Below are 17033 nucleotides of genomic sequence, written 5' to 3'. Positions count from 1 at the left end.
ACGTCCCGATCTCGGCGAACGGTGATCAGGGGCGCAGGGAGGCGAGGTAGTCCGCGAAGGGGACGACGTCCTCGGGCAGCGTGCCGCCGGGCCGCCCGCCATTCTCGCCACTTGGCCCGCTCTGTCCGTTCTCCTTGGTCCCGCCGTCGTCGTGCGCGAGCTTCGCCGGGGCGTCGTCCTGGGGGACGGCGTGCGGGGCTCGGAGGCGCATGAGGTCGGCGAGTTCGGACGCCGCGCGGGTGATGCGGTCCGGCAGGCCGTCGGCGAAGGCGTCGCCGCTCCCGCCCCAGTCCTCGGAGGCCGCGTACACCGCCGTCGGCACGACCACCGCGCGCAGGTAGGCGAAGAGCGGGCGCAGCGCGTGCTCCAGCACCAGTGAGTGGCGCGGCGTGCCGCCGGTGGCGGCGATCAGCACCGGCTTGCCGGTCAGCGCGGCGTTGTCCACGACGTCGAAGAAGGACTTGAACAGCCCGCTGTAGGAGGCGGTGAACACCGGCGTGACGGCGATGAGCCCGTCGGCCTCCGTCACGGCCGCGAGGGCGGCGCGCAGCCGGGCGTTGGCGAAGCCGGTGACGAAGTTGTTCGCGATGTCCACCGCGAGCTCGCGCAGCTCGATCACGGTCGTGTCGGCGGCGCCCTGGAGCCGCTGTCCCGTCGCCTCGGTGAGGCGGTCGGCGAGCAGGCGAGTGGAGGACGGCTGGGTGAGCCCCGCCGTGACGACGACGAGCTTCATGGGTTGATCTCCTTGTTCGGACCTGACGGCTGGTCAGGCGCCGGCGGGGGCTGTCGTGCGGGCGGCCAGGAGGGAGGCGTGGGTCGGGGTTTCCGGCACACCGGCGGGGCGGTTCTTGGCGAACTCCTCGCGCAGCACCGGCACGACCTCCTCGCCGAGGATGTCGAGCTGCTCCAGGACGGTCTTCAGCGGCAGCCCGGCGTGGTCCACGAGGAACAGCTGGCGCTGGTAGTCGCCGAAGTACTCGCGGAAGCGCAGGGTCTTGTCGATGATCTGCTGCGGGCTGCCGACGGACAACGGCGTCTCGGCCATGAAGTCCTCCAGCGACGGCCCGTGCCCGTACACGGGCGCGTTGTCGAAGTACGGGCGGAACTCGCGGATGGCGTCCTGGGAGTTCTTCCGCATGAACACCTGCCCGCCGAGCCCGACGATGGCCTGCTCGGCGGTGCCGTGCCCGTAGTGTGCGTAACGCTGCCGGTAGAGGTCGATCAGCCGGACGAAGTGCTCCTTCGGCCAGAAGATGTTGTTGGCGAAGAACCCGTCACCGTAGTAGGCGGCCTGCTCGGCGATCTCGGGGCTGCGGATGGAGCCGTGCCACACGAACGGCGGCACGCCGTCGAGCGGGCGGGGCGTGGAGGTGAAGCCCTGCAGCGGAGTGCGGAAGCGGCCCTCCCAGTCCACCACGTCCTCGCGCCACAGCTTGTGCAGCAGCGCGTAGTTCTCCACGGCGAGCGGGATGCCCTGGCGGATGTCCTGCCCGAACCACGGGTAGACCGGGCCGGTGTTGCCACGGCCCAGCATCAGGTCCACCCGGCCGTCCGCCAGGTGCTGCAGCATGGCGAAGTCCTCGGCGATCTTGACCGGGTCGTTGGTCGTGATCAACGTGGTGGCCGTGGACAACTGGAGCCGCTCGGTCCTGGCCGCGATGTAACCGAGCATGGTCGTCGGCGAGGACGGCACGAACGGCGGGTTGTGGTGCTCGCCGGTGGCGAAGACGTCGAGCCCGACCTCCTCGGCCTTGAGCGCGATGGCCACCATGGCCTTGATCCGCTCAGCCTCGGCCGGGGTCGTGCCCGTGGTCGGATCCGGCGTCACATCCCCGACGCTGAAGATGCCGAACTGCATTGTAGTCACCATCCAGTACTATTGAACTTTCAACAGCGCTATCAGCGCCAGGGCCCGCGTGTATATTCCGGATCACAGAGCGTTGATGTCCACTGCGCCGAGGACGCGTTTCGGCGCCCCATGGTCGGCGATCGCGATCATAGCCCGCCCGATCTGTTCGGTCGTGGTCACCGCCGACGGCATCAGCCGCCGCAGCACAGGGTAGAACGGCCGCGCCACCACGTACGCCAGCCGGTAGAACGGAGTGTGTGACGGCCGGGGCTGGATGAAACCGGGCCGCAGGACGTACGCCTGGAAAGGCAGGGCGAGCAGCGCGTTCTCGGTCATCCCCCGCACCCTGGCCCACATCTGGCGGCCCTGCGCGTCGGCGCCGGCGGCGGACACGTACACGAACGTCGAGCCGGGGTCGAGCCTGGCCAGCGTGGTTCCGGCCGACAGGGCGACGTCGTAGGTGAGCCGCCGGTACTCCCGCTCGTCCAGGCCCGCCGAGGAGACGCCCAGGCAGAAGAAGCACGCGTCGAACCCCACCAAATAGCTCTCGATGGCCGCCAGGTCGAGCAGGTCACCGTGCACGATCTCACGCAGCTTCCCGTGCGCTCGCCCGCTGGGGGACCGGTCCACCGCAAGCACGGCCTCCACCCGGCTGTCCACCAGGCACTCGCGCAGAACCCCCTGCCCGACCATGCCGGTGGCGCCGAATACGATCACCTTCATCGGCTCTCCCTACTCGCCTGCGCCATGAAATGGCCGGTACCCAGGCCGCAGTACGACAACCGCGTGACGTTTCTCGACGAAACGAAGACCTGATCCATCCCGCACCCGCCGGGGCGTCACGAACATTTCGCCCGACGTTAATCGCCGAAAACTCATGAAGATCTATCATCAGTTAAATATCAGTCGCTGAGGGAGGCATGCAGTGAAGAAGTGGCCCCAGCCGGCAAGGATGATGGCTGTCGCTCTGGCACTGGGTCTGGTTTCGGTTCTTGCTACGCCACCGATCCCCGCGTACGCGCTCAACCGCGTTGCCTGCAACGAGAGCGGTTACCTGCGCATTTGGTACTGGTCGTGGACCTCCGACGGTTACGAATACCTCGACAGCTATTGCTGGGCCAACGCGGGCGAGGATGATCAGATTTATCTCCGGCGCGCCGCGCGCCTGCATTCTGGCAACAACGCCGGCTACATCATCATCGACAACAGCACCAAGGTATCCTTCGGGAAATGGTGGGAGGGCGACATTCCTGAGGGCGCCCTGACCTTCATTCACATCAACTGACGCCAGTGCCTTATCGCCGGATACCGGGCGGCCGCACGCGTCGGGCGGCCGGGTTCCTCGCCGCTCATCTCCCCAGCATCTGGCTTCCGGTTTGCTGGGCGCATCGTTGCGGTAAGTAGTCGCTGACCACAGAGTGTGGTCGGGGGATTTCCCCTCGCTCTGACAGGAGATCTCGTTGCGCGTCACCGCAGCAATCACCGCCGGCCTCCTGGCCGCGACAGCCGCCCTCGTCCTCGTCGCCCCCGCCGCGTCGGCGGCGACCTCGGCCGCCCCGGCGGTCTCCTCCCAGGATTGCCGGAACGGGGGTGGCATACCTCGTCTCTGGGGCTGGACCCTCAAGTGCACCGGCGGCATCCACCACGGACGGCCGATCGACTGACGGCGGCGGCTCAGCGGGCGGCGAGGAACCGCTGATCACCCCGGAGGGCCCCCTTCGCGGGGCTCTCCACCCAGCCCAGAAAGCCCCAGTGCTTTCGGCATGTGCCGTGCACCGGGGCTCTGGTCTGCTCATGGGACGTGGTGGACGATACTGGGATTGAACCAGTGACCTCTTCCGTGTCAGGGAAGCGCTCTCCCGCTGAGCTAATCGTCCGTGTCGAGCCGAAGCTCCGAGCGGAAGACGGGATTCGAACCCGCGACCCTCACCTTGGCAAGGTGATGCTCTACCACTGAGCCACTTCCGCGTCCGTCCCGGTTGAACACCGGGCGACGAAGAGCACTCTAGCGAATTACCGCCGAGTCCCCAAACCGAATTCCCCCGCCCACCTTGGCGTACCAGGTGATCCCGCCCCCTCGGGCGGAAGTCACGTGTGCCCGCCGTTGACGGTGATGTGCTGGCCGGTGACGAAGGCGGCCTGGTCGGAGGCGAGGTAGGACACCATGCCCGCCACGTCCTCGGGCGTCCCCATGCGGCGCAGCGGCACCTGGGCCAGGTAGTCGGCGACCTCCAGCTCGGCGTGCCGTTCGACCGGGATCCAGCCGGGGGCGACGAGGTTGACGGTGACGCCGTGCGGGCCGAGCTCACGGGCCCACAGGCGGGTGAGGGCCTGCTGCGCGCCCTTCGCGGCGGTGTACGCCGACGTCAGGGGCAGGGCGCGGTCGACGATGTCGGAGCCGATCTGGATCACCCGGCCGCCCCCTCGGGCCTTCCAGGACGGCAGGCAGGCCTGCACCAGCAGCGTGGGGCTCTTGACGAAGAACGTGAGCTGGTCGAGGTAGGCCTGCCAGGTCACCTCCTCCACCGGCGCCTCGGGCTGCGGGCCGGTCGCGTTGAGCACCAGCGCGTCGATCGGGCCGAGCCGCCCGGCTGCCTGGGCGGCCAGCTCGGCGACGCCGGCCTCGTCGGTGACGTCGGCGGCGAACGACTCGGCGCGCCCGCCCGCCGCGCGGATGTCCTCGACCACCTGGGCGGCCCCGCCCGAGTCGGAGCGGTAGTTGACCGCGACGGCCCAGCCGTCGGCGCCCAGCCGCCGCGCGACGGCGGCGCCGAGCCCCCGGGACGCGCCGGTCACCAACGCCGCCTTCACCACTCACCCCTTGAAACACGCATGGGCGTCAGCCTAGTGAGCATGCGTAACCCAGGGCGGGGTGGCGGGCGGCGGATGCGTGCTGGACCAGCGAGCATGCGGTGACCGGCTCGGGGTAGCGGGGCAACGTCAGATCCGGCTCTACGGGGGAGAGGGTCGTATGGTCACCCCGAAGTCACACACCCGGTCACCCCTCCAGCTCGCCTCGCTGGTCGTGGGCTTGGTGTTCCTGCTGGTCGGCGTGCTCGGGTTCATCCCCGGCATCACCACCGGCTACGAGAACATGCGGTTCGCCGGCCACCACTCCGAGGCGTACCTGCTGGGCGTTTTCCAGGTGTCCGTTCTGCATAACATCGTGCACCTGTTGTTCGGGCTCGCGGGCGTGCTCATGTCCCGGGCCGTCACCACGGCGCGGACGTTCCTGGTCGGCGGCGGGATCATCTATCTGGTCCTGTGGCTCTACGGGCTGTTCATCGGCAAGGAGAGCGCCGCCAACTTCGTGCCGCTCAACACCGCCGACGACTGGCTGCACTTCCTGCTGGGCGTCGGCATGATCGCGCTCGGCCTGCTGCTGGGCCGCCGCCGCACGGGGCAGCACCGGTGACGCTTCGACGCGGAGTTGAACGTGCGTGAGTTAACGTCACGGCATGGCTGTTGACCACGCGGCACGCGATGCCGACATCGCCCCGGTGGCGGCGCTCATCGCCGACCCGACCAGGGCCGCCATCCTGACGGCCCTGCTCGGGGGACGCGCGCTGGCAGCGGGGGAGCTGGCCCGGCTGGCCGGGGTGAGCGCCGCGACGGCGAGCGCGCATCTGGCCAGGCTGCTCGACGGCGGCCTCGTGACCGTGCTGCGGCAGGGCCGCCACCGCTACTACCGCCTGTCCGGGCACGAGGTGGCCGAGGTGCTGGAGGTGCTGGCCAGGGTCAGCGCCCGCCCGCCGGTGCGGTCCCTGCGCCAGTCGCGGCAGGCCAGGCTGCTGGAGGAGGCCCGCACCTGCTACGACCACCTGGCGGGGCGGGCCGGGGTGGCACTGCTGGACGACCTGCGCGCGAGCGGCTGCCTGGACGGCGAGCGGGTGACCGCCGAGGGTGAGCGGCTGCTGGCGGGCCTGGGCGTCGACGTGGCGGGCGCGCGGGCGGCCAGGCGCCGGTTCGCGCCCGAATGCCTGGACTGGACCGAGCGCCGCGCCCACCTCGGCGGCGCGCTGGGCGCGGCCATCACCGAGGTGCTCCTCGAACGAGGGTGGTACCGGCCGGGCACGACGCCCCGCGCGGTGACGCTCACCGACGAGGGCAGGCAGGGGCTGGCGAAGATGTTCTCCGGTAAGGAGCTAACATCACATACGCCAGTTACCTATGCGGGAGAGTAATCATGCGCGACAACGGAGTCGTGAACGTCGGTCCCGAGCCCCTCACCTTCGACGATGTCATCAGCGTGGCGCGCCACGGCGCCCCCGTGCGGCTCACGGACGACGCGATGGCCGCCGTCGCGGCGGCGCGGCAGCGCGTGGACGAACTGGCCGAGAGCCCGGTCCCCGTGTACGGCATCTCCACCGGCTTCGGCGCGCTGGCCACCCGCCATATCGACCCGGAGCTGCGCGCGCAGTTGCAGCGCTCGCTGGTGCGCTCCCACGCGGCGGGCAACGGGCCCGAGGTGGAGACGGAGGTGGTGCGCGCGCTCATGCTGCTGCGCCTGCACACCCTCGCCACCGGCCACACCGGCATCCGGCCGACCACCGCCAAGACCCTCGCCGCGATCGTCAGCGCGGGCATCACGCCGATCGTGCACGAGTACGGCAGCCTGGGCTGCTCGGGCGACCTGGCGCCGCTGGCGCACGTCGCCCTCACGCTCATGGGCGAGGGCGTCGTACGGGATAAGTCCGGAAACATTACGGAAGCCGCAGAGGCGCTGAAGCAGGCCGGGATCGACCCCGTCGAGCTGGCCGCCAAGGAGGGCCTGGCGCTCATCAACGGCACCGACGGCATGCTCGGCATGCTCATCCTGGCCATCGACGACCTGACCCGGCTCGCCAGGACCGCCGACGTCAGCGCCGCGATGAGCGTGGAGGCGCTGCTCGGCACCGACCGCGTCTTCGCCCCCGAGCTCCAGGCGCTGCGCCCGCACCCCGGCCAGGCCGCCGCGGCCGCCAACATGACGGCGATCCTCGCCGGCTCCGGCATCATGGCCAGCCACCGCGACCCGGAGAGCTGCACCCGCGTTCAGGACGCCTACTCGCTGCGCTGCGCCCCCCAGGTCGCCGGAGCGGCCCGCGACACCATCGCGCACGCCGCGACGGTCGCCACCTGGGAGCTCGCCAGCGCCGTCGACAACCCGGCCGTGCTCGCCGACGGCCGGGTGGAGTCCAACGGCAACTTCCACGGCGCCCCCGTGGCCTACGTGCTGGACTTTCTGGCCATCGTCGCCGCCGACCTGGCCTCCATGTCCGAGCGCCGCACCGACCGCTTCCTCGACGTGGCCCGCAACCACGGCCTGCCCGCATTCCTGGCCGACGATCCCGGCGTCGACTCCGGCCACATGATCGCCCAGTACACCCAGGCGGCCATCGTGTCGGAGCTCAAGCGGCTGGCCGTGCCCGCCAGCGTCGACTCCATCCCGAGCTCGGCCATGCAGGAGGACCACGTCTCGATGGGCTGGTCGGCGGCCCGCAAGCTGCGCCGGTCGATCGACGGGCTCACCCGGGTGCTGGCCATCGAGGTGCTCACCGCCGCCCGCGCCCTCGACCTGCGGCACCCGCTGACGCCGGCCCCCGCGACGGCCGCCGTGGTGCGGACGCTGCGCGAGACCGTCCCCGGGCCGGGGCCGGACCGCTTCCTCGCGCCGGAGATCGAGTCCGCCGTCCGGCTGGTGACCGACGGCGCGGTCCTGGACGCGGTCGAGTCGGTGACCGGCCCGCTCGCCTAGCCGCTAACGCGTGCCCGGCAGAGCGACGACGGCGTCGACCTCCAGGAGCGCGCCCGGCATGAACAGCCGCGACACCTCCACCGTCGTGCTCGCCGGCGGCGTGCCGGTGATGTACTTCTTGCGCACCTGTCCGTACTCCATGCGCAGGTCCATGTCGGTGAGGTACGTCCTGAGGAAGGCCAGGTCGCCGAACGTGGCGCCCTGGTCGGCGAGGATGCGGGACAGGCACCCGAAGACGTGCTCGGCCTGGGCCGTCATGGACCCCTCGCCGACCAGCTCCCCCCGCTCGTCGAAGGCCGCCTGCCCGGAGACGTAGAGCATGTCCCCGACCCGCACCGCGTGCGAGTAGAACCCGTTGGTGGCGGGAACCGTCGCCGGGTTGACCGGCCTCGCCCGGCTCCGCGGTGGCGTGGCGCGTACATGGTGGGCGATGGCCGTGATGTCGCGGTCGGTCAGGCCGGCGGCCTCGGCCTCCCGCAGGCGGGTGTGGGCGGCGTTCGCCAGGGAAGCGCCCGGCCAGGCCGCCAGGCCGAGGTCCTTGGCGGCGAGCCCGAGCGCGTAGCGGGTGTCCTGGGCGGGGGCGTGCAGCCGACCGGCCAGGATGCCGAGCGGGGTGCCCGACAGCACGCCGGCCAGCGCGTCACGATCGATCCCGTGCGCGTCGGCGTACGCGAAGGTCTCCGCGAGCAGCACCTGGGCGGGCACGAGAGCGCTCATGACGGCGAGTTTCATCGCCGCCCCCGCGCCCAGCGGGCCGAGCTCGCGCACCGTGCCGAAGACGCCGAGCACCTCGCGGCAGCCCGACAGGTCTCCGCCCGCGAGCACCGTCAGCGTGCCGTCCGCGGCCGGGCCGACGCTGCCCAGCACCGGCGCGTCCACCAGGCTCACCGCCGAGGGCAGCGCCGCGCGAAGCTCGCGCACCGCCTCGGGCCCGATCGTGGACATCTCCACCACCGTCGCGCCGGGCCGCAGCCCCGGTGCCGCCGCCGTCAGCACCTCGCGCACCGCGTCCGGGTCCCGCAGCATCGTGATGACCAGGTCCGCCCTGTCCACCGCCGCCGCCGCGGTGACACCGCTCCCGCGCCGCCACGTTGTCACTTCGTGCCCGGCCTCGCTGAGCCGCCGGGCCATGGGGACGCCCATGCGTCCTTGTCCGAGAAATGCGATCACATCCCTCAGTGAAACGGAACGCCCGGTATTCCACCAGCGACTAGATTGCATACCAGCCATGCCTGACGTGAATGCCTTCGACCTCACCGCCCTGCGCCTGCTCGACGAGGTCGCGAGGAGCGGGTCCTTCACCGCTGCCGCCGAGCTGCTCGGCTACACGCAGTCGGCGGTCTCCCGCCGCGTCGCCGCCCTCGAACGCGCCGCCGGCGGGCCGCTCTTCGAGCGTTTGCCGAGAGGTGTACGCCTCACGCCCGCCGGAGTCGCGCTGCACCGGCACGCCGTCGAGGTGCTCGACCGGCTCGGCCGGGCGGGTGAGGAGCTGGCCGCGATCCACGCAGGCAGCGGCGGGACGCTGCGCGTCGGCGCGTTCGCCACCGCCAACGTGGACCTGCTGCCCACGACGCTGAAACGGTTCGCCGACCGGCATCCGGGGGTCGAGCTGCGGCTCGTCGAAGGACTCAGCCCGCGCCTGACCGACCGGCTGGCCGCCGGCGCGCTGGACCTCGCGGTGATCAGCGACTACCCGGCAGGGCTCCCCGCCGTCGCGGGCGAGTTGGTGCCCCTGTACGAGGACCGGCTGCTGGTCGCCCTGCCCCGCGACCATCCCGTGGCCCGGAGCGGAGCCACTGGCCCGCATGGGAGGGGTGGACGGGGGCGTCGTCAGGACGGGCCTGTGGCCGGTTCGCACGAGGACGGTGTGGAGCTGCGGGAGCTGGCGGGGGAGCGGTGGATCGAGGCGGCGCCGCGTGGGCAGCCGACGCTGCTGGTGACCGCCTGCGCCGCCGCAGGGTTCACGCCTCGCGGCGGGCTGCGGGTGGCCGAGTGGTCGGGCAAGTTCGGCTTCGTGGCCGCCGGGCTCGGTGTCACGCTCGTCCCCGAACTGGCGGCACGCGCCGTGCCGGACGACCTGGTGCTGATGCCGCTGCGCGGGCAGATGCCCGTGCGGACGGTGTACGCCGCCCTGCCGGACCGGCCGCTGCCCGCCGCGCGGGAGCTCGCCGAGCTGCTCGGGGAGTGGCGGCGCCACCTCTGATCGAGCGAGGCGCTGACGGGCCGGCGGGCCGCGATTCGGACAGGGCGCCGCCCGCCGCGCGGGAGCTCGCTGGAATGCTGGGAGAATGGGATGTGTGGACGACGCTTTCGCGTATGTGGGCCACCGGCTGGCCACGGGGTTGCGCGATGTGACGACGGACCTCGCCGCGCTGGACGGCGAGGGCTGGTGGGCTGTCGTGGCCGACTACGAGGGCAAGGTGACGTGCGCCCGGTTCGACCAGGTTCGTCCCGCTGCGCTGCCCCGGCCGCGCGGCGCCTGGCACGGCCCGCGTCTCGACGAGTGGCGTAGCTCGCTCGACCAGGCCGCCTACGAGCGCGGCGTCGAGGCCATCCGCGACGAGATCGAGCGCGGCGAGGTCTACCAGGCCAACCTGTGCCGGGTGCTGACCGCGCCCGTCGGCCCCGACGCCGACCCGCTGGCGCTGGCCGCCCGGCTCGCGGCCGGCAACCCGGCGCCCTACTCCGGGATCATCCAGGTGCCGGGCCTCGCCGTCGTGTCCGCCTCGCCCGAGCTCTACCTGTCGCGGGCCGGCGACGTCGTCGAGTCCAGGCCCATCAAGGGCACCGGCGTCACGGCCGACGACATGCTGGCGAAGGACTACGCCGAGAACGTCATGATCGTCGACCTGGTCCGCAACGACCTCGGCAGGGTCGCGGCCGTCGGATCGGTCGAGGTCCCGGAGCTCTGCGCCGTCGAGGAGCATCCCGGCCTGGCCCACCTCGTCTCCACCGTGCGGGCCCGGCTCGCGCCGGGCATGGGGTGGCCGGAGCTGTTCGCCGCCACGTTCCCGCCCGGCTCGGTGACCGGCGCGCCGAAATCGTCCGCGTTGCGCATCATCAATGAGCTCGAACCGGAGCCGCGCGGGCCCTACTGTGGGGCGGTGGGCTGGGTCGACGCCGATCGAGGCACAGCGGCGCTGGCCGTGAGCATCCGGACATTCTGGATCACCGGCGGCGAGATCCGCTTCGGCACCGGAGCGGGCATCACCTGGGGCAGCGATCCCAGGCGAGAGTGGGTCGAAACCGAGCTCAAAGCGTCCAGGCTCATAGCCCTGGCATCCTCAGGAGGCAATTGATGAACATCCCTGTCTGGGTCAACGGGGAGCTTCTCGACCCCGCGCAGGCCGGCGTCTCGGTGTTCGACCACGGGCTGATGGTCGGCGACGGCGTCTTCGAGACCGTGAAGATCGTGCACGGCCGGGCGTTCGCCCTCACCCGGCACCTCGACCGGCTCAAGCTCTCCGCCGCGCGCATGGACCTGCCCGAGCCCGACGTCGAGGCGATCGCCGACGGCATCGACCAGTGCCTGGCCGCCGCCCCCGCCTGGTCGCTCGGCCGCATCCGGATCACCTATACCAGCGGCCCCGGCCCGCTCGGCTCCGACCGCGGCGACCAGGGCGGCACCTCGGTCGTGATCGTCGACGAGCAGAAGCCGTTCCCCGCCGCCGCGAAGGTCACCGTCGTCCCGTGGCCGCGTAACGAGCGCGGCGCGCTGTCCGGCGTCAAGAGCACCTCCTACGGCGACAACGCCAAGGCCCTGGCCTACGCCAAGGCGCGCGGCGGCGGCGAGGCCATCTTCGGCAACCTCGCCGGCGACCTGTGCGAGGGCACCGGGTCCAACATCTTCATCGTGCGCGACGGTCACCTGCTCACCCCGACCCTCGCCTCCGGCTGCCTGGCGGGCGTCACCCGCGCCCTGGTCGTGGAGTGGTTCGGCGCCGAGGAGGTGGACGTACCACTGCAGGCGCTCTACGGCGCGGAGGAGGCGTTCCTCACCTCCACCACCCGCGACGTCCAGCCGATCTCGCTGGTCGACGAGACCGAGCTGCCGGTCGCGCCGGGCCCGATCACCGCCAAGGCGATGCGCGTCTTCGCCGAGCGCTCCGCCGCCGACCTCAATCCCTGATCGCGTTGGCCGTGGGCAAGCCGCGCCCGGGAGATCCCGAGCGGCTCGGTGACCACCGCGTCGTGGGCAGGCTCGGCCAGGGCGGCCAGGGCGTCGTCTACCTGGGCGAGGCCGACGACGGGGAGCGCGTGGCGATCAAAGTGCTCACGGGCGGCCTCGACCGGTCGTTCAAGCGCGAGCTCGCCGCGGCCCGCCAGGTCGCCGAGTTCTGCACGGCCCGGGTCATCGCCGCCGATCTCGATCACGATCCGCCCTACGTGGTCAGCGAGTTCATCGACGGCCCGACCCTGGAGCAGGTCACCCCCGTGCGCGGGGCGGCGCTGACGCGGGTGGCCATCGCCACGGCGACCGCGCTGACCGCCATCCACCGGGCCGGGGTGGTGCATCGCGACTTCAAGCCCGCGAACGTGCTGATGGCCGCCGACGGCCCGCGCGTGATCGACTTCGGCATCGCCAGGCTGGCCGACGCCACCACCGTGGGCAGCGGGCTCGTCGGCACGCCGCGCTACATGGCGCCCGAGCAGTTCGGTGACGGCCCGGTCGGCTCCGCCGCAGACGTGTTCGCCTGGGGCTGCACGATGGCGTACGCGGCGACGGGCCGCACGCCGTTCGGCGGCGACACGATCCCGGCCGCCATCCACCGGATCTTATCGGGGCAGCCCGAGCTGACCGGCCTGCCCGAGCCGCTGCGCTCCATCGTCGAGCGCTGCCTGGACAAGGATCCGGCCCGCCGGCCCGAGGCCAGGCAGGTGCTCTTCGACCTGCTCGGCGAGACCCGCCCCGCCGGGGAGGCGGAGGCGTTGCGGCAGGGCGCCCTCGCCGCCGCACCCACCCCCGTCTCGCGGCGCGGGCTGCTGCTCGGGGCGGGAGCGCTGACCGCGGCGCTGACCGCCGCGGCCGTCGTCGTGTGGCAGACCAGATCCGGCCCCCCGCCAGAGGTCGAGTTCGCGTCCGGGCCCACGTCGCTGCGCACGGCCGTGGCGGCGCCGCCCAACGAGCCGCAACCGCTGGCCGCCGCGCTGCAGGCCGCCCTCGCCGTCACACCCATGGCCGACTTCACCCACACAGGCGGGCTGTCACAGAGCAGCTTCTCCGCCACGGCCAAGGGCAGCCTCGTCTACGACCCGCTCGCCATGGACGGCTCCGGCAGCGTGGACTTCACCATGAACCTGAGCACCCCAGAGAGGAACGCCGACAAGGTCGTGGTCATCGGCGCCGGCGAGCGCGAGGGCGTCTACCTCGACGGGCGCGAGGCCAAGGGGAAGGACGAGACCGGAGTCGTGCTGTACACCCGCCTCATCGCGCTCGTGGCCTCCGTCGGGATCATCACCGAGCTCGTCGCGCTCACCCCCAGGATGAGCGTGTCGGGCCGCACGTACGTGGGCTCGCTCGTCACCACCACGGCGCCGCACACCGTACAGGACATCCTCGCCGAGATCGCCGGCGGCTGGAGCAGGCAGGACCTGGAGAAGAGCACCCTCAACTGGGAGCTCACACTGGACGAGCAGAACTGCCCGCGCGCCTTCGAGCTCGTCTGGCGCGCCCCGATCCAGGAGGCCGTGCTCGCGTCCTCCTGGACCACCGGCTACAGCGGCTGGCGCATCGGCACGATCAGCGCGCCTCAGTAGCTCTTCTGGGTCTGGACGTTGAAGTCGTCCATCTTGACCTGCTTGGCCGGATCGGTCAGCGGGTCGGTGATCTCCAGGACGTCCAGGCCCAGCTGGATGTCGGAGGAGTAGACGTACCCGTTGTAGTAGTAGGCCGACCAGGAGCCGGCGATGCCGCCATCACCCTCGAACGGGCCGCGCTCGAAGTAGCCGATCTCCTTCGGGTTGTCGGAGTCGGTGAAGTCCACGAACGACACGCCGCCCTGGTACCACGCCTGGACCATGATGTCCTTGCCCGGCACCGGCAGCAGGGAGCCGTTGTGGGCGACGCAGTTCTCCTCCTCCTGCTGCTCGCGCGGGATCTTGAAGTAGCCGCGCTTCTGCAACTGGCCGTCGACGAGGTCGTAGACGGCGTCCGCGCCCTTGGTGGCCGGGGTGTTGCTGTCGCACGTCGGCGCGGAACCGCCGCCCAGCTCGTCGGTGAACAGGACCTTGGTCGCGTCGTTGTTGAACGTCGCGGAGTGCCAGATCTGGAAGTTCTCCCGGTCGCTGATCTGCTGCAGCAGCTTGGGCTGCTCCGGGTCGGCGATGTCCAGCAGCACGCCGTCACCGAAGCAGGCGCCCGCGGCGAGGTTCTTCTCCGGGAAGGCGGTGATGTCGTGGCAGCCGGCGGCGCCCGGCTGGGCACCCTGGATCGGGATGTCGGGGCTGGCGATGACCCGCGCGGACTTCGGGTCGCTCACCGGGACCTCCACGATCTGCAGCAGCTTGTGCGGCGCAGGGCAGGTCTTGGAGTCCGGCTCGGGGCCGGGGGAGGAGACGTACACGTACAGCTTGTCGTCCTTGGGCACCATCGTGTGGGTGTGCGAGCCGCAGTCGGTGGCGACGGAGGAGACGTACTTGGGGCTCTTCTTGTCGCTGATGTCGAAGATGCGCAGGCCCTCCCAGGCGCGCTCCTGATCGGTGGAGTCACAGCCCTCGCCGCTGCGAGGCTCGTCCACGGACAGGATCAGCAGGTCGCCGTGGACCGAGACGTCGTTCTGCTGCGCCGGGCAGGCCACCTGGCTCACCGTCTTGGGGGCGGTCGGGTCGCTGATGTCGTAGATCGAGAACCCGCCGAAGTTGCCCACGAACGCGTAGTCACCCTGGAAGGCCAGGTCGGTGTTCCAGTCGTCCAGGCCGTTGAGCGGGGCCGACCGGGGCACGTTGGCGACCAGTTTGACGTTGTCACTGGTCATGACCTGGCCCGGCGGAAGGCTGCTCGACCGCGTTTCGGACGCTTGCGTCGGCGGCGCGGCCGCCGGCTGCTCCGGGCTCGCCGCACACGCGGATACCAGCAGTACGGCCGCGCACAGCGCAGCCCCCCGCACCTTGGCGAAGATCACGCCTGTCCCCCTCGTCACATAGCTCAGTATGGAAGCTATGCCAGAGAAGTCCCGAGTGTGCGCACTATTCGTCACAGTTCTGCTGATATCTGTGTCGGTGGGCTGCGGCCAGGAGCCGGAACGACCGGCGCCCGTGGGCACGGACGCTCCGGTGATCGTCCCCCAGGAGCCAGGCGGAACGGCCCGGACGGCGACCCCCGGCGAGCGCGTGGGGCGCGCGCCCGCACCCCCGACGGCCGCGGACGTACGCTTCGCCGAAGGCATGATCCCCCACCACCGGCAGGCCCTGGAGATGACCGCCCTGGTGCCGAACCGCAGCACCAGCCCCGCCATCCGCGCCATCGCCGACCAGATCGCGCTCACCCAGCAGCCCGAGATCACGATCATGTCGAACTGGCTGACCGCCCTCGGCCGCCCTGTCCCCGGCGGGCACACGCACGGCGGCGACCGGGACGGCGGCGACGGCTACGGCATGGCCACGGAGGCGCAGTTGCGGGCGCTGCGCGCGGCCAGGGGCGCGGCCTTCGACCGGATGTTCCTGGAGCTGATGATCAGGCACCACGAGGGCGCGGTGCGCATGGCGGGGGAGCAGCTCGCGGGCGGCCGCGATCAGCGGATGCGGCTGATGGCCAGGGATGTGTACGCGGGCCAGAGCATCGAGATCACCAGGATGCGCAAGACCGTGGACACGCTGCCCGGATGAGGCTCAGGAGGGCCAGAGCATGTTGGTCAGCTCCGCGTCGAGGTCCATGTAGTCGGCCTCGCGGCCGGCGGGCACCTTCTCGTACGTCCGGTGCAGGAACTCCGTCAGCGGGGCCAGCGGCACCTCGAACAGCGCCTGCCCGAAGGGGGAGGTCAAACTGATGTGCAGCGTGCGCTCGCCGTCGGCGCGGGCCGGCCACACCTGCACGTCGCCGTCGCCGACACGTCTCACGATGCCGACGGTCAGCAACTCGCGTGCGAAGATCCACTCGACCGGCTCGTCGTTCCCTACGTGGAAGGCCATGCGGATGGCGTACGGGTCGTCGGCTGTGTAGCTCAGTCCGGCGAGCAGGGGGACGGTTGTACGGTCGGGGACCACAAGCCGAAGGCCAAGCTCGGCGGAGACGGTGGTGCTGTTCATCGTCAGCCAAACCTTTTCGTCGTAGGTCCCCTCTGCGGGGCTTTCACTGCTCTTGCGGACTTCGTCCTAGAGCTATGACGCGGAACGAAGAAACCTGTAGGAAAGATTCCGCTCCAAGGCCCTTCTGTAACGCAACTCACAGCTGGACATTTAGCCATCTACCTGGCTAAACGGCATCTATCGGGTCGTATTTGCAAGGGTTTTGCGTGGGGTGAAGCCTGGTCCCGAGCGGCTCCAAGAACGTTTACGGCGTGGATCACGATCGGCGTCTACCCGGGACAGGACGATGGTATGCCACCCGGCCGCCACACCGATGGGCAACCGCCGCCTTTCACCCGAATCATCCACCTGCCGCGGCCTCCTCGCCCTCCCGCTCGCCGTTTCGCCAGCGGGCCCCGGGATGCGGTATGGTTTTCCCCGTCGGCACCGAGAGGCGTCGGCGAGGAGGGCGATTAGCTCAGGGGGAGAGCGCTTCGTTCACACCGAAGAGGTCACTGGTTCGATCCCAGTATCGCCCACCAGCTCAAGAGCCGCCTCCCGAATCCGGGAGGCGGCTCTTGATCTTCCGAGTGACTTGCAGGGCCCTCGGCGACATGGCCCGGATCAGGGAAGATCCGATCCATGATCACAGCCCACTCCTGCATCGCCGGGCGGATCTGCTGGCGATAGACCTTCTCCGTCACCGCCGACCCTCCCGCATGACCGATCAGGCGAGCGATGTGCTCGATGGGCACGCCGTCAGCGGAGAGCAGAGAGACGAAGCTGTGCCGTAGTTCGCGCGGGGACCGCTCCTGGGCGACCAGGCCCGCTCTCTCGATAACTCGCCGGACGTCGGTGGCGCTGAGTTCGGTTCCTGTCCGGGCGGCGAACACGAGATCGTTGTCGTGCCACCGGTCGCCGTCCTTCTGGCGAACACGGCTTCGGTGGTCCCAGAGAGCCCGTAACGCGGTGACGCAACGCTGCGGCAGCTTCAAGGTCCGGGTGACCGTGCGGTCTTGGTGTCACCGCTGATCCGAACGGATCTCCACACATGGACTCCGAACTGGTCATGGTCCCATCCGGCATCAGCCTCCACCAACTCCGCCGATCACACTCCGCAACCCCTGATCACCGACAAAGGCTCACTGGCCTTTTTCATCCTCAGGCGGCCTGAGCAATGCGGTGGTTCTGAAGGATGGCGATGGCCCTGCACAGGTGGTCGGC

General features: G+C 70.7%; 18 protein-coding genes and 3 tRNA genes. 11 read left to right on the top strand and 10 right to left on the bottom strand.

Annotated features, from left to right (window positions below; genetic code table 11):
- Positions 1 to 25: 25 nt before the first annotated feature.
- From ACIBQX_RS07250 to ACIBQX_RS07240, 3 genes are all read right to left on the bottom strand, one after another.
- Positions 26 to 733, bottom strand: coding sequence for an FMN reductase (locus ACIBQX_RS07250; protein WP_397001631.1), 708 nt, complete (start codon positions 731 to 733; stop codon positions 26 to 28).
- A 33-nt stretch (positions 734 to 766) separates the two neighbouring features.
- Positions 767 to 1858 (bottom strand): LLM class flavin-dependent oxidoreductase, encoded by a 1092-nt coding sequence (locus ACIBQX_RS07245; protein ID WP_397001629.1) that lies wholly within the window; start codon positions 1856 to 1858, stop codon positions 767 to 769.
- A 72-nt stretch (positions 1859 to 1930) separates the two neighbouring features.
- Positions 1931 to 2572: an NAD(P)H-binding protein gene (locus tag ACIBQX_RS07240; RefSeq protein WP_397001627.1), complete on the bottom strand. Its 642-nt coding sequence runs from the start codon at positions 2570 to 2572 to the stop codon at positions 1931 to 1933.
- 202 nt (positions 2573 to 2774) lie between these two features.
- On the opposite strand from ACIBQX_RS07240, the gene ACIBQX_RS07235 reads away from it, so the two are divergent.
- The gene (locus ACIBQX_RS07235; protein WP_397001625.1) at positions 2775 to 3134 is read left to right on the top strand and encodes a hypothetical protein; all 360 of its coding nucleotides are present in this window, start codon (positions 2775 to 2777) and stop codon (positions 3132 to 3134) included.
- Between the two features lie 175 nt (positions 3135 to 3309).
- Complete coding sequence (locus tag ACIBQX_RS07230) at positions 3310 to 3513, top strand: hypothetical protein (protein WP_397001623.1); 204 nt, start codon at positions 3310 to 3312, stop codon at positions 3511 to 3513.
- 138 nt (positions 3514 to 3651) lie between these two features.
- Here ACIBQX_RS07230 and ACIBQX_RS07225 read toward each other — a convergent pair.
- The 3 genes from ACIBQX_RS07225 to ACIBQX_RS07215 form a co-directional block, all read right to left on the bottom strand.
- A tRNA-Val gene (locus ACIBQX_RS07225) sits at positions 3652 to 3726 on the bottom strand.
- A 19-nt stretch (positions 3727 to 3745) separates the two neighbouring features.
- Positions 3746 to 3817, bottom strand: a tRNA-Gly gene (locus ACIBQX_RS07220).
- Between the two features lie 120 nt (positions 3818 to 3937).
- The gene (locus ACIBQX_RS07215; protein ID WP_397001621.1) at positions 3938 to 4660 is read right to left on the bottom strand and encodes an SDR family oxidoreductase; all 723 of its coding nucleotides are present in this window, start codon (positions 4658 to 4660) and stop codon (positions 3938 to 3940) included.
- A 160-nt stretch (positions 4661 to 4820) separates the two neighbouring features.
- On the opposite strand from ACIBQX_RS07215, the gene ACIBQX_RS07210 reads away from it, so the two are divergent.
- From ACIBQX_RS07210 to hutH, 3 genes are read left to right on the top strand one after another with little or no spacing between them, the layout of a single operon-like run.
- On the top strand, positions 4821 to 5264 hold the full coding sequence (locus tag ACIBQX_RS07210; RefSeq protein ID WP_397001619.1) for a DUF4383 domain-containing protein: 444 nt from the start codon (positions 4821 to 4823) through the stop codon (positions 5262 to 5264).
- A 43-nt stretch (positions 5265 to 5307) separates the two neighbouring features.
- Positions 5308 to 6033 carry an ArsR/SmtB family transcription factor gene (locus ACIBQX_RS07205; RefSeq protein ID WP_397001617.1) on the top strand — a complete coding sequence of 242 codons (726 nt, stop codon included), beginning with the start codon at positions 5308 to 5310 and terminating at the stop codon, positions 6031 to 6033.
- Between the two features lie 2 nt (positions 6034 to 6035).
- Positions 6036 to 7586: a histidine ammonia-lyase gene (hutH, locus tag ACIBQX_RS07200; RefSeq protein ID WP_397001615.1), complete on the top strand. Its 1551-nt coding sequence runs from the start codon at positions 6036 to 6038 to the stop codon at positions 7584 to 7586.
- 3 nt (positions 7587 to 7589) lie between these two features.
- Here the strand turns inward: hutH and ACIBQX_RS07195 are convergent, their stop codons facing one another.
- Entirely contained in the window at positions 7590 to 8807 is a 1218-nt protein-coding gene (locus ACIBQX_RS07195; protein WP_397001613.1) for an NAD(P)-binding domain-containing protein, read from the bottom strand.
- 7 nt (positions 8808 to 8814) lie between these two features.
- On the opposite strand from ACIBQX_RS07195, the gene ACIBQX_RS07190 reads away from it, so the two are divergent.
- The 4 genes from ACIBQX_RS07190 to ACIBQX_RS07175 all read left to right on the top strand — a co-directional run bounded on the left by ACIBQX_RS07190 (position 8815) and on the right by ACIBQX_RS07175 (position 13343).
- On the top strand, positions 8815 to 9789 hold the full coding sequence (locus tag ACIBQX_RS07190) for a LysR family transcriptional regulator (RefSeq protein ID WP_397001611.1): 975 nt from the start codon (positions 8815 to 8817) through the stop codon (positions 9787 to 9789).
- A gap of 85 nt (positions 9790 to 9874) precedes the next feature.
- On the top strand, positions 9875 to 10885 hold the full coding sequence (locus tag ACIBQX_RS07185) for a chorismate-binding protein (protein WP_397001609.1): 1011 nt from the start codon (positions 9875 to 9877) through the stop codon (positions 10883 to 10885).
- The gene (locus ACIBQX_RS07180; protein WP_397001607.1) at positions 10885 to 11715 is read left to right on the top strand and encodes an aminotransferase class IV; all 831 of its coding nucleotides are present in this window, start codon (positions 10885 to 10887) and stop codon (positions 11713 to 11715) included. Before ACIBQX_RS07185 ends, ACIBQX_RS07180 begins: the two co-directional genes overlap by 1 nt.
- A gap of 11 nt (positions 11716 to 11726) precedes the next feature.
- Positions 11727 to 13343, top strand: a complete 1617-nt coding sequence (locus tag ACIBQX_RS07175) for a serine/threonine-protein kinase (RefSeq protein ID WP_397001605.1) — start codon at positions 11727 to 11729, stop codon at positions 13341 to 13343.
- On the opposite strand, the gene ACIBQX_RS07170 is transcribed toward ACIBQX_RS07175, so the two are convergent.
- Positions 13337 to 14725 carry an LVIVD repeat-containing protein gene (locus ACIBQX_RS07170; protein ID WP_397001603.1) on the bottom strand — a complete coding sequence of 463 codons (1389 nt, stop codon included), beginning with the start codon at positions 14723 to 14725 and terminating at the stop codon, positions 13337 to 13339. The two genes, ACIBQX_RS07175 and ACIBQX_RS07170, sit on opposite strands and share 7 nt — an antisense overlap.
- Positions 14726 to 14840: 115 nt before the next feature.
- Here ACIBQX_RS07170 and ACIBQX_RS07165 point away from each other — a divergent pair, with 115 nt between their 5' ends.
- Positions 14841 to 15410 (top strand): DUF305 domain-containing protein, encoded by a 570-nt coding sequence (locus ACIBQX_RS07165; protein ID WP_397001601.1) that lies wholly within the window; start codon positions 14841 to 14843, stop codon positions 15408 to 15410.
- Positions 15411 to 15413: 3 nt separating this feature from the next.
- On the opposite strand, the gene ACIBQX_RS07160 is transcribed toward ACIBQX_RS07165, so the two are convergent.
- Complete coding sequence (locus ACIBQX_RS07160; protein ID WP_189143653.1) at positions 15414 to 15830, bottom strand: SsgA family sporulation/cell division regulator; 417 nt, start codon at positions 15828 to 15830, stop codon at positions 15414 to 15416.
- A gap of 446 nt (positions 15831 to 16276) precedes the next feature.
- Between ACIBQX_RS07160 and ACIBQX_RS07155 the strand changes: the two genes are divergently transcribed.
- Positions 16277 to 16351, top strand: a tRNA-Val gene (locus ACIBQX_RS07155).
- On the opposite strand, the gene ACIBQX_RS07150 is transcribed toward ACIBQX_RS07155, so the two are convergent.
- Positions 16322 to 16804 (bottom strand): tyrosine-type recombinase/integrase, encoded by a 483-nt coding sequence (locus ACIBQX_RS07150; RefSeq protein ID WP_397001599.1) that lies wholly within the window; start codon positions 16802 to 16804, stop codon positions 16322 to 16324. The genes ACIBQX_RS07155 and ACIBQX_RS07150 overlap by 30 nt on opposite strands.
- Positions 16805 to 17033: the final 229 nt, after the last annotated feature.

Origin of the sequence: Nonomuraea sp. NPDC049714, assembly GCF_044465295.1 — a bacterium.
Lineage (GTDB): Bacteria > Actinomycetota > Actinomycetes > Streptosporangiales > Streptosporangiaceae > Nonomuraea.
The sequence above is the reverse complement of the archived record's forward strand: the minus strand, read 5'-3'. Positions and strand labels throughout refer to the sequence as shown.

Bases quoted from the DNA above. Each gene is read 5' to 3' on its own strand.
- ACIBQX_RS07250 (WP_397001631.1), bottom strand. From the start codon at position 733: ATGAAGCTCGTCGTCGTCACGGCGGGGCTCACCCAGCCGTCCTCCACT.
- ACIBQX_RS07245 (WP_397001629.1), bottom strand. From the start codon at position 1,858: ATGCAGTTCGGCATCTTCAGCGTCGGGGATGTGACGCCGGATCCGACC.
- ACIBQX_RS07240 (WP_397001627.1), bottom strand. From the start codon at position 2,572: ATGAAGGTGATCGTATTCGGCGCCACCGGCATGGTCGGGCAGGGGGTT.
- ACIBQX_RS07210 (WP_397001619.1), top strand. From the start codon at position 4,821: ATGGTCACCCCGAAGTCACACACCCGGTCACCCCTCCAGCTCGCCTCG.
- ACIBQX_RS07205 (WP_397001617.1), top strand. From the start codon at position 5,308: ATGGCTGTTGACCACGCGGCACGCGATGCCGACATCGCCCCGGTGGCG.
- hutH (WP_397001615.1), top strand. From the start codon at position 6,036: ATGCGCGACAACGGAGTCGTGAACGTCGGTCCCGAGCCCCTCACCTTC.
- ACIBQX_RS07195 (WP_397001613.1), bottom strand. From the start codon at position 8,807: ATGCAATCTAGTCGCTGGTGGAATACCGGGCGTTCCGTTTCACTGAGG.
- ACIBQX_RS07190 (WP_397001611.1), top strand. From the start codon at position 8,815: ATGCCTGACGTGAATGCCTTCGACCTCACCGCCCTGCGCCTGCTCGAC.
- ACIBQX_RS07185 (WP_397001609.1), top strand. From the start codon at position 9,875: ATGGGATGTGTGGACGACGCTTTCGCGTATGTGGGCCACCGGCTGGCC.
- ACIBQX_RS07180 (WP_397001607.1), top strand. From the start codon at position 10,885: ATGAACATCCCTGTCTGGGTCAACGGGGAGCTTCTCGACCCCGCGCAG.
- ACIBQX_RS07160 (WP_189143653.1), bottom strand. From the start codon at position 15,830: ATGAACAGCACCACCGTCTCCGCCGAGCTTGGCCTTCGGCTTGTGGTC.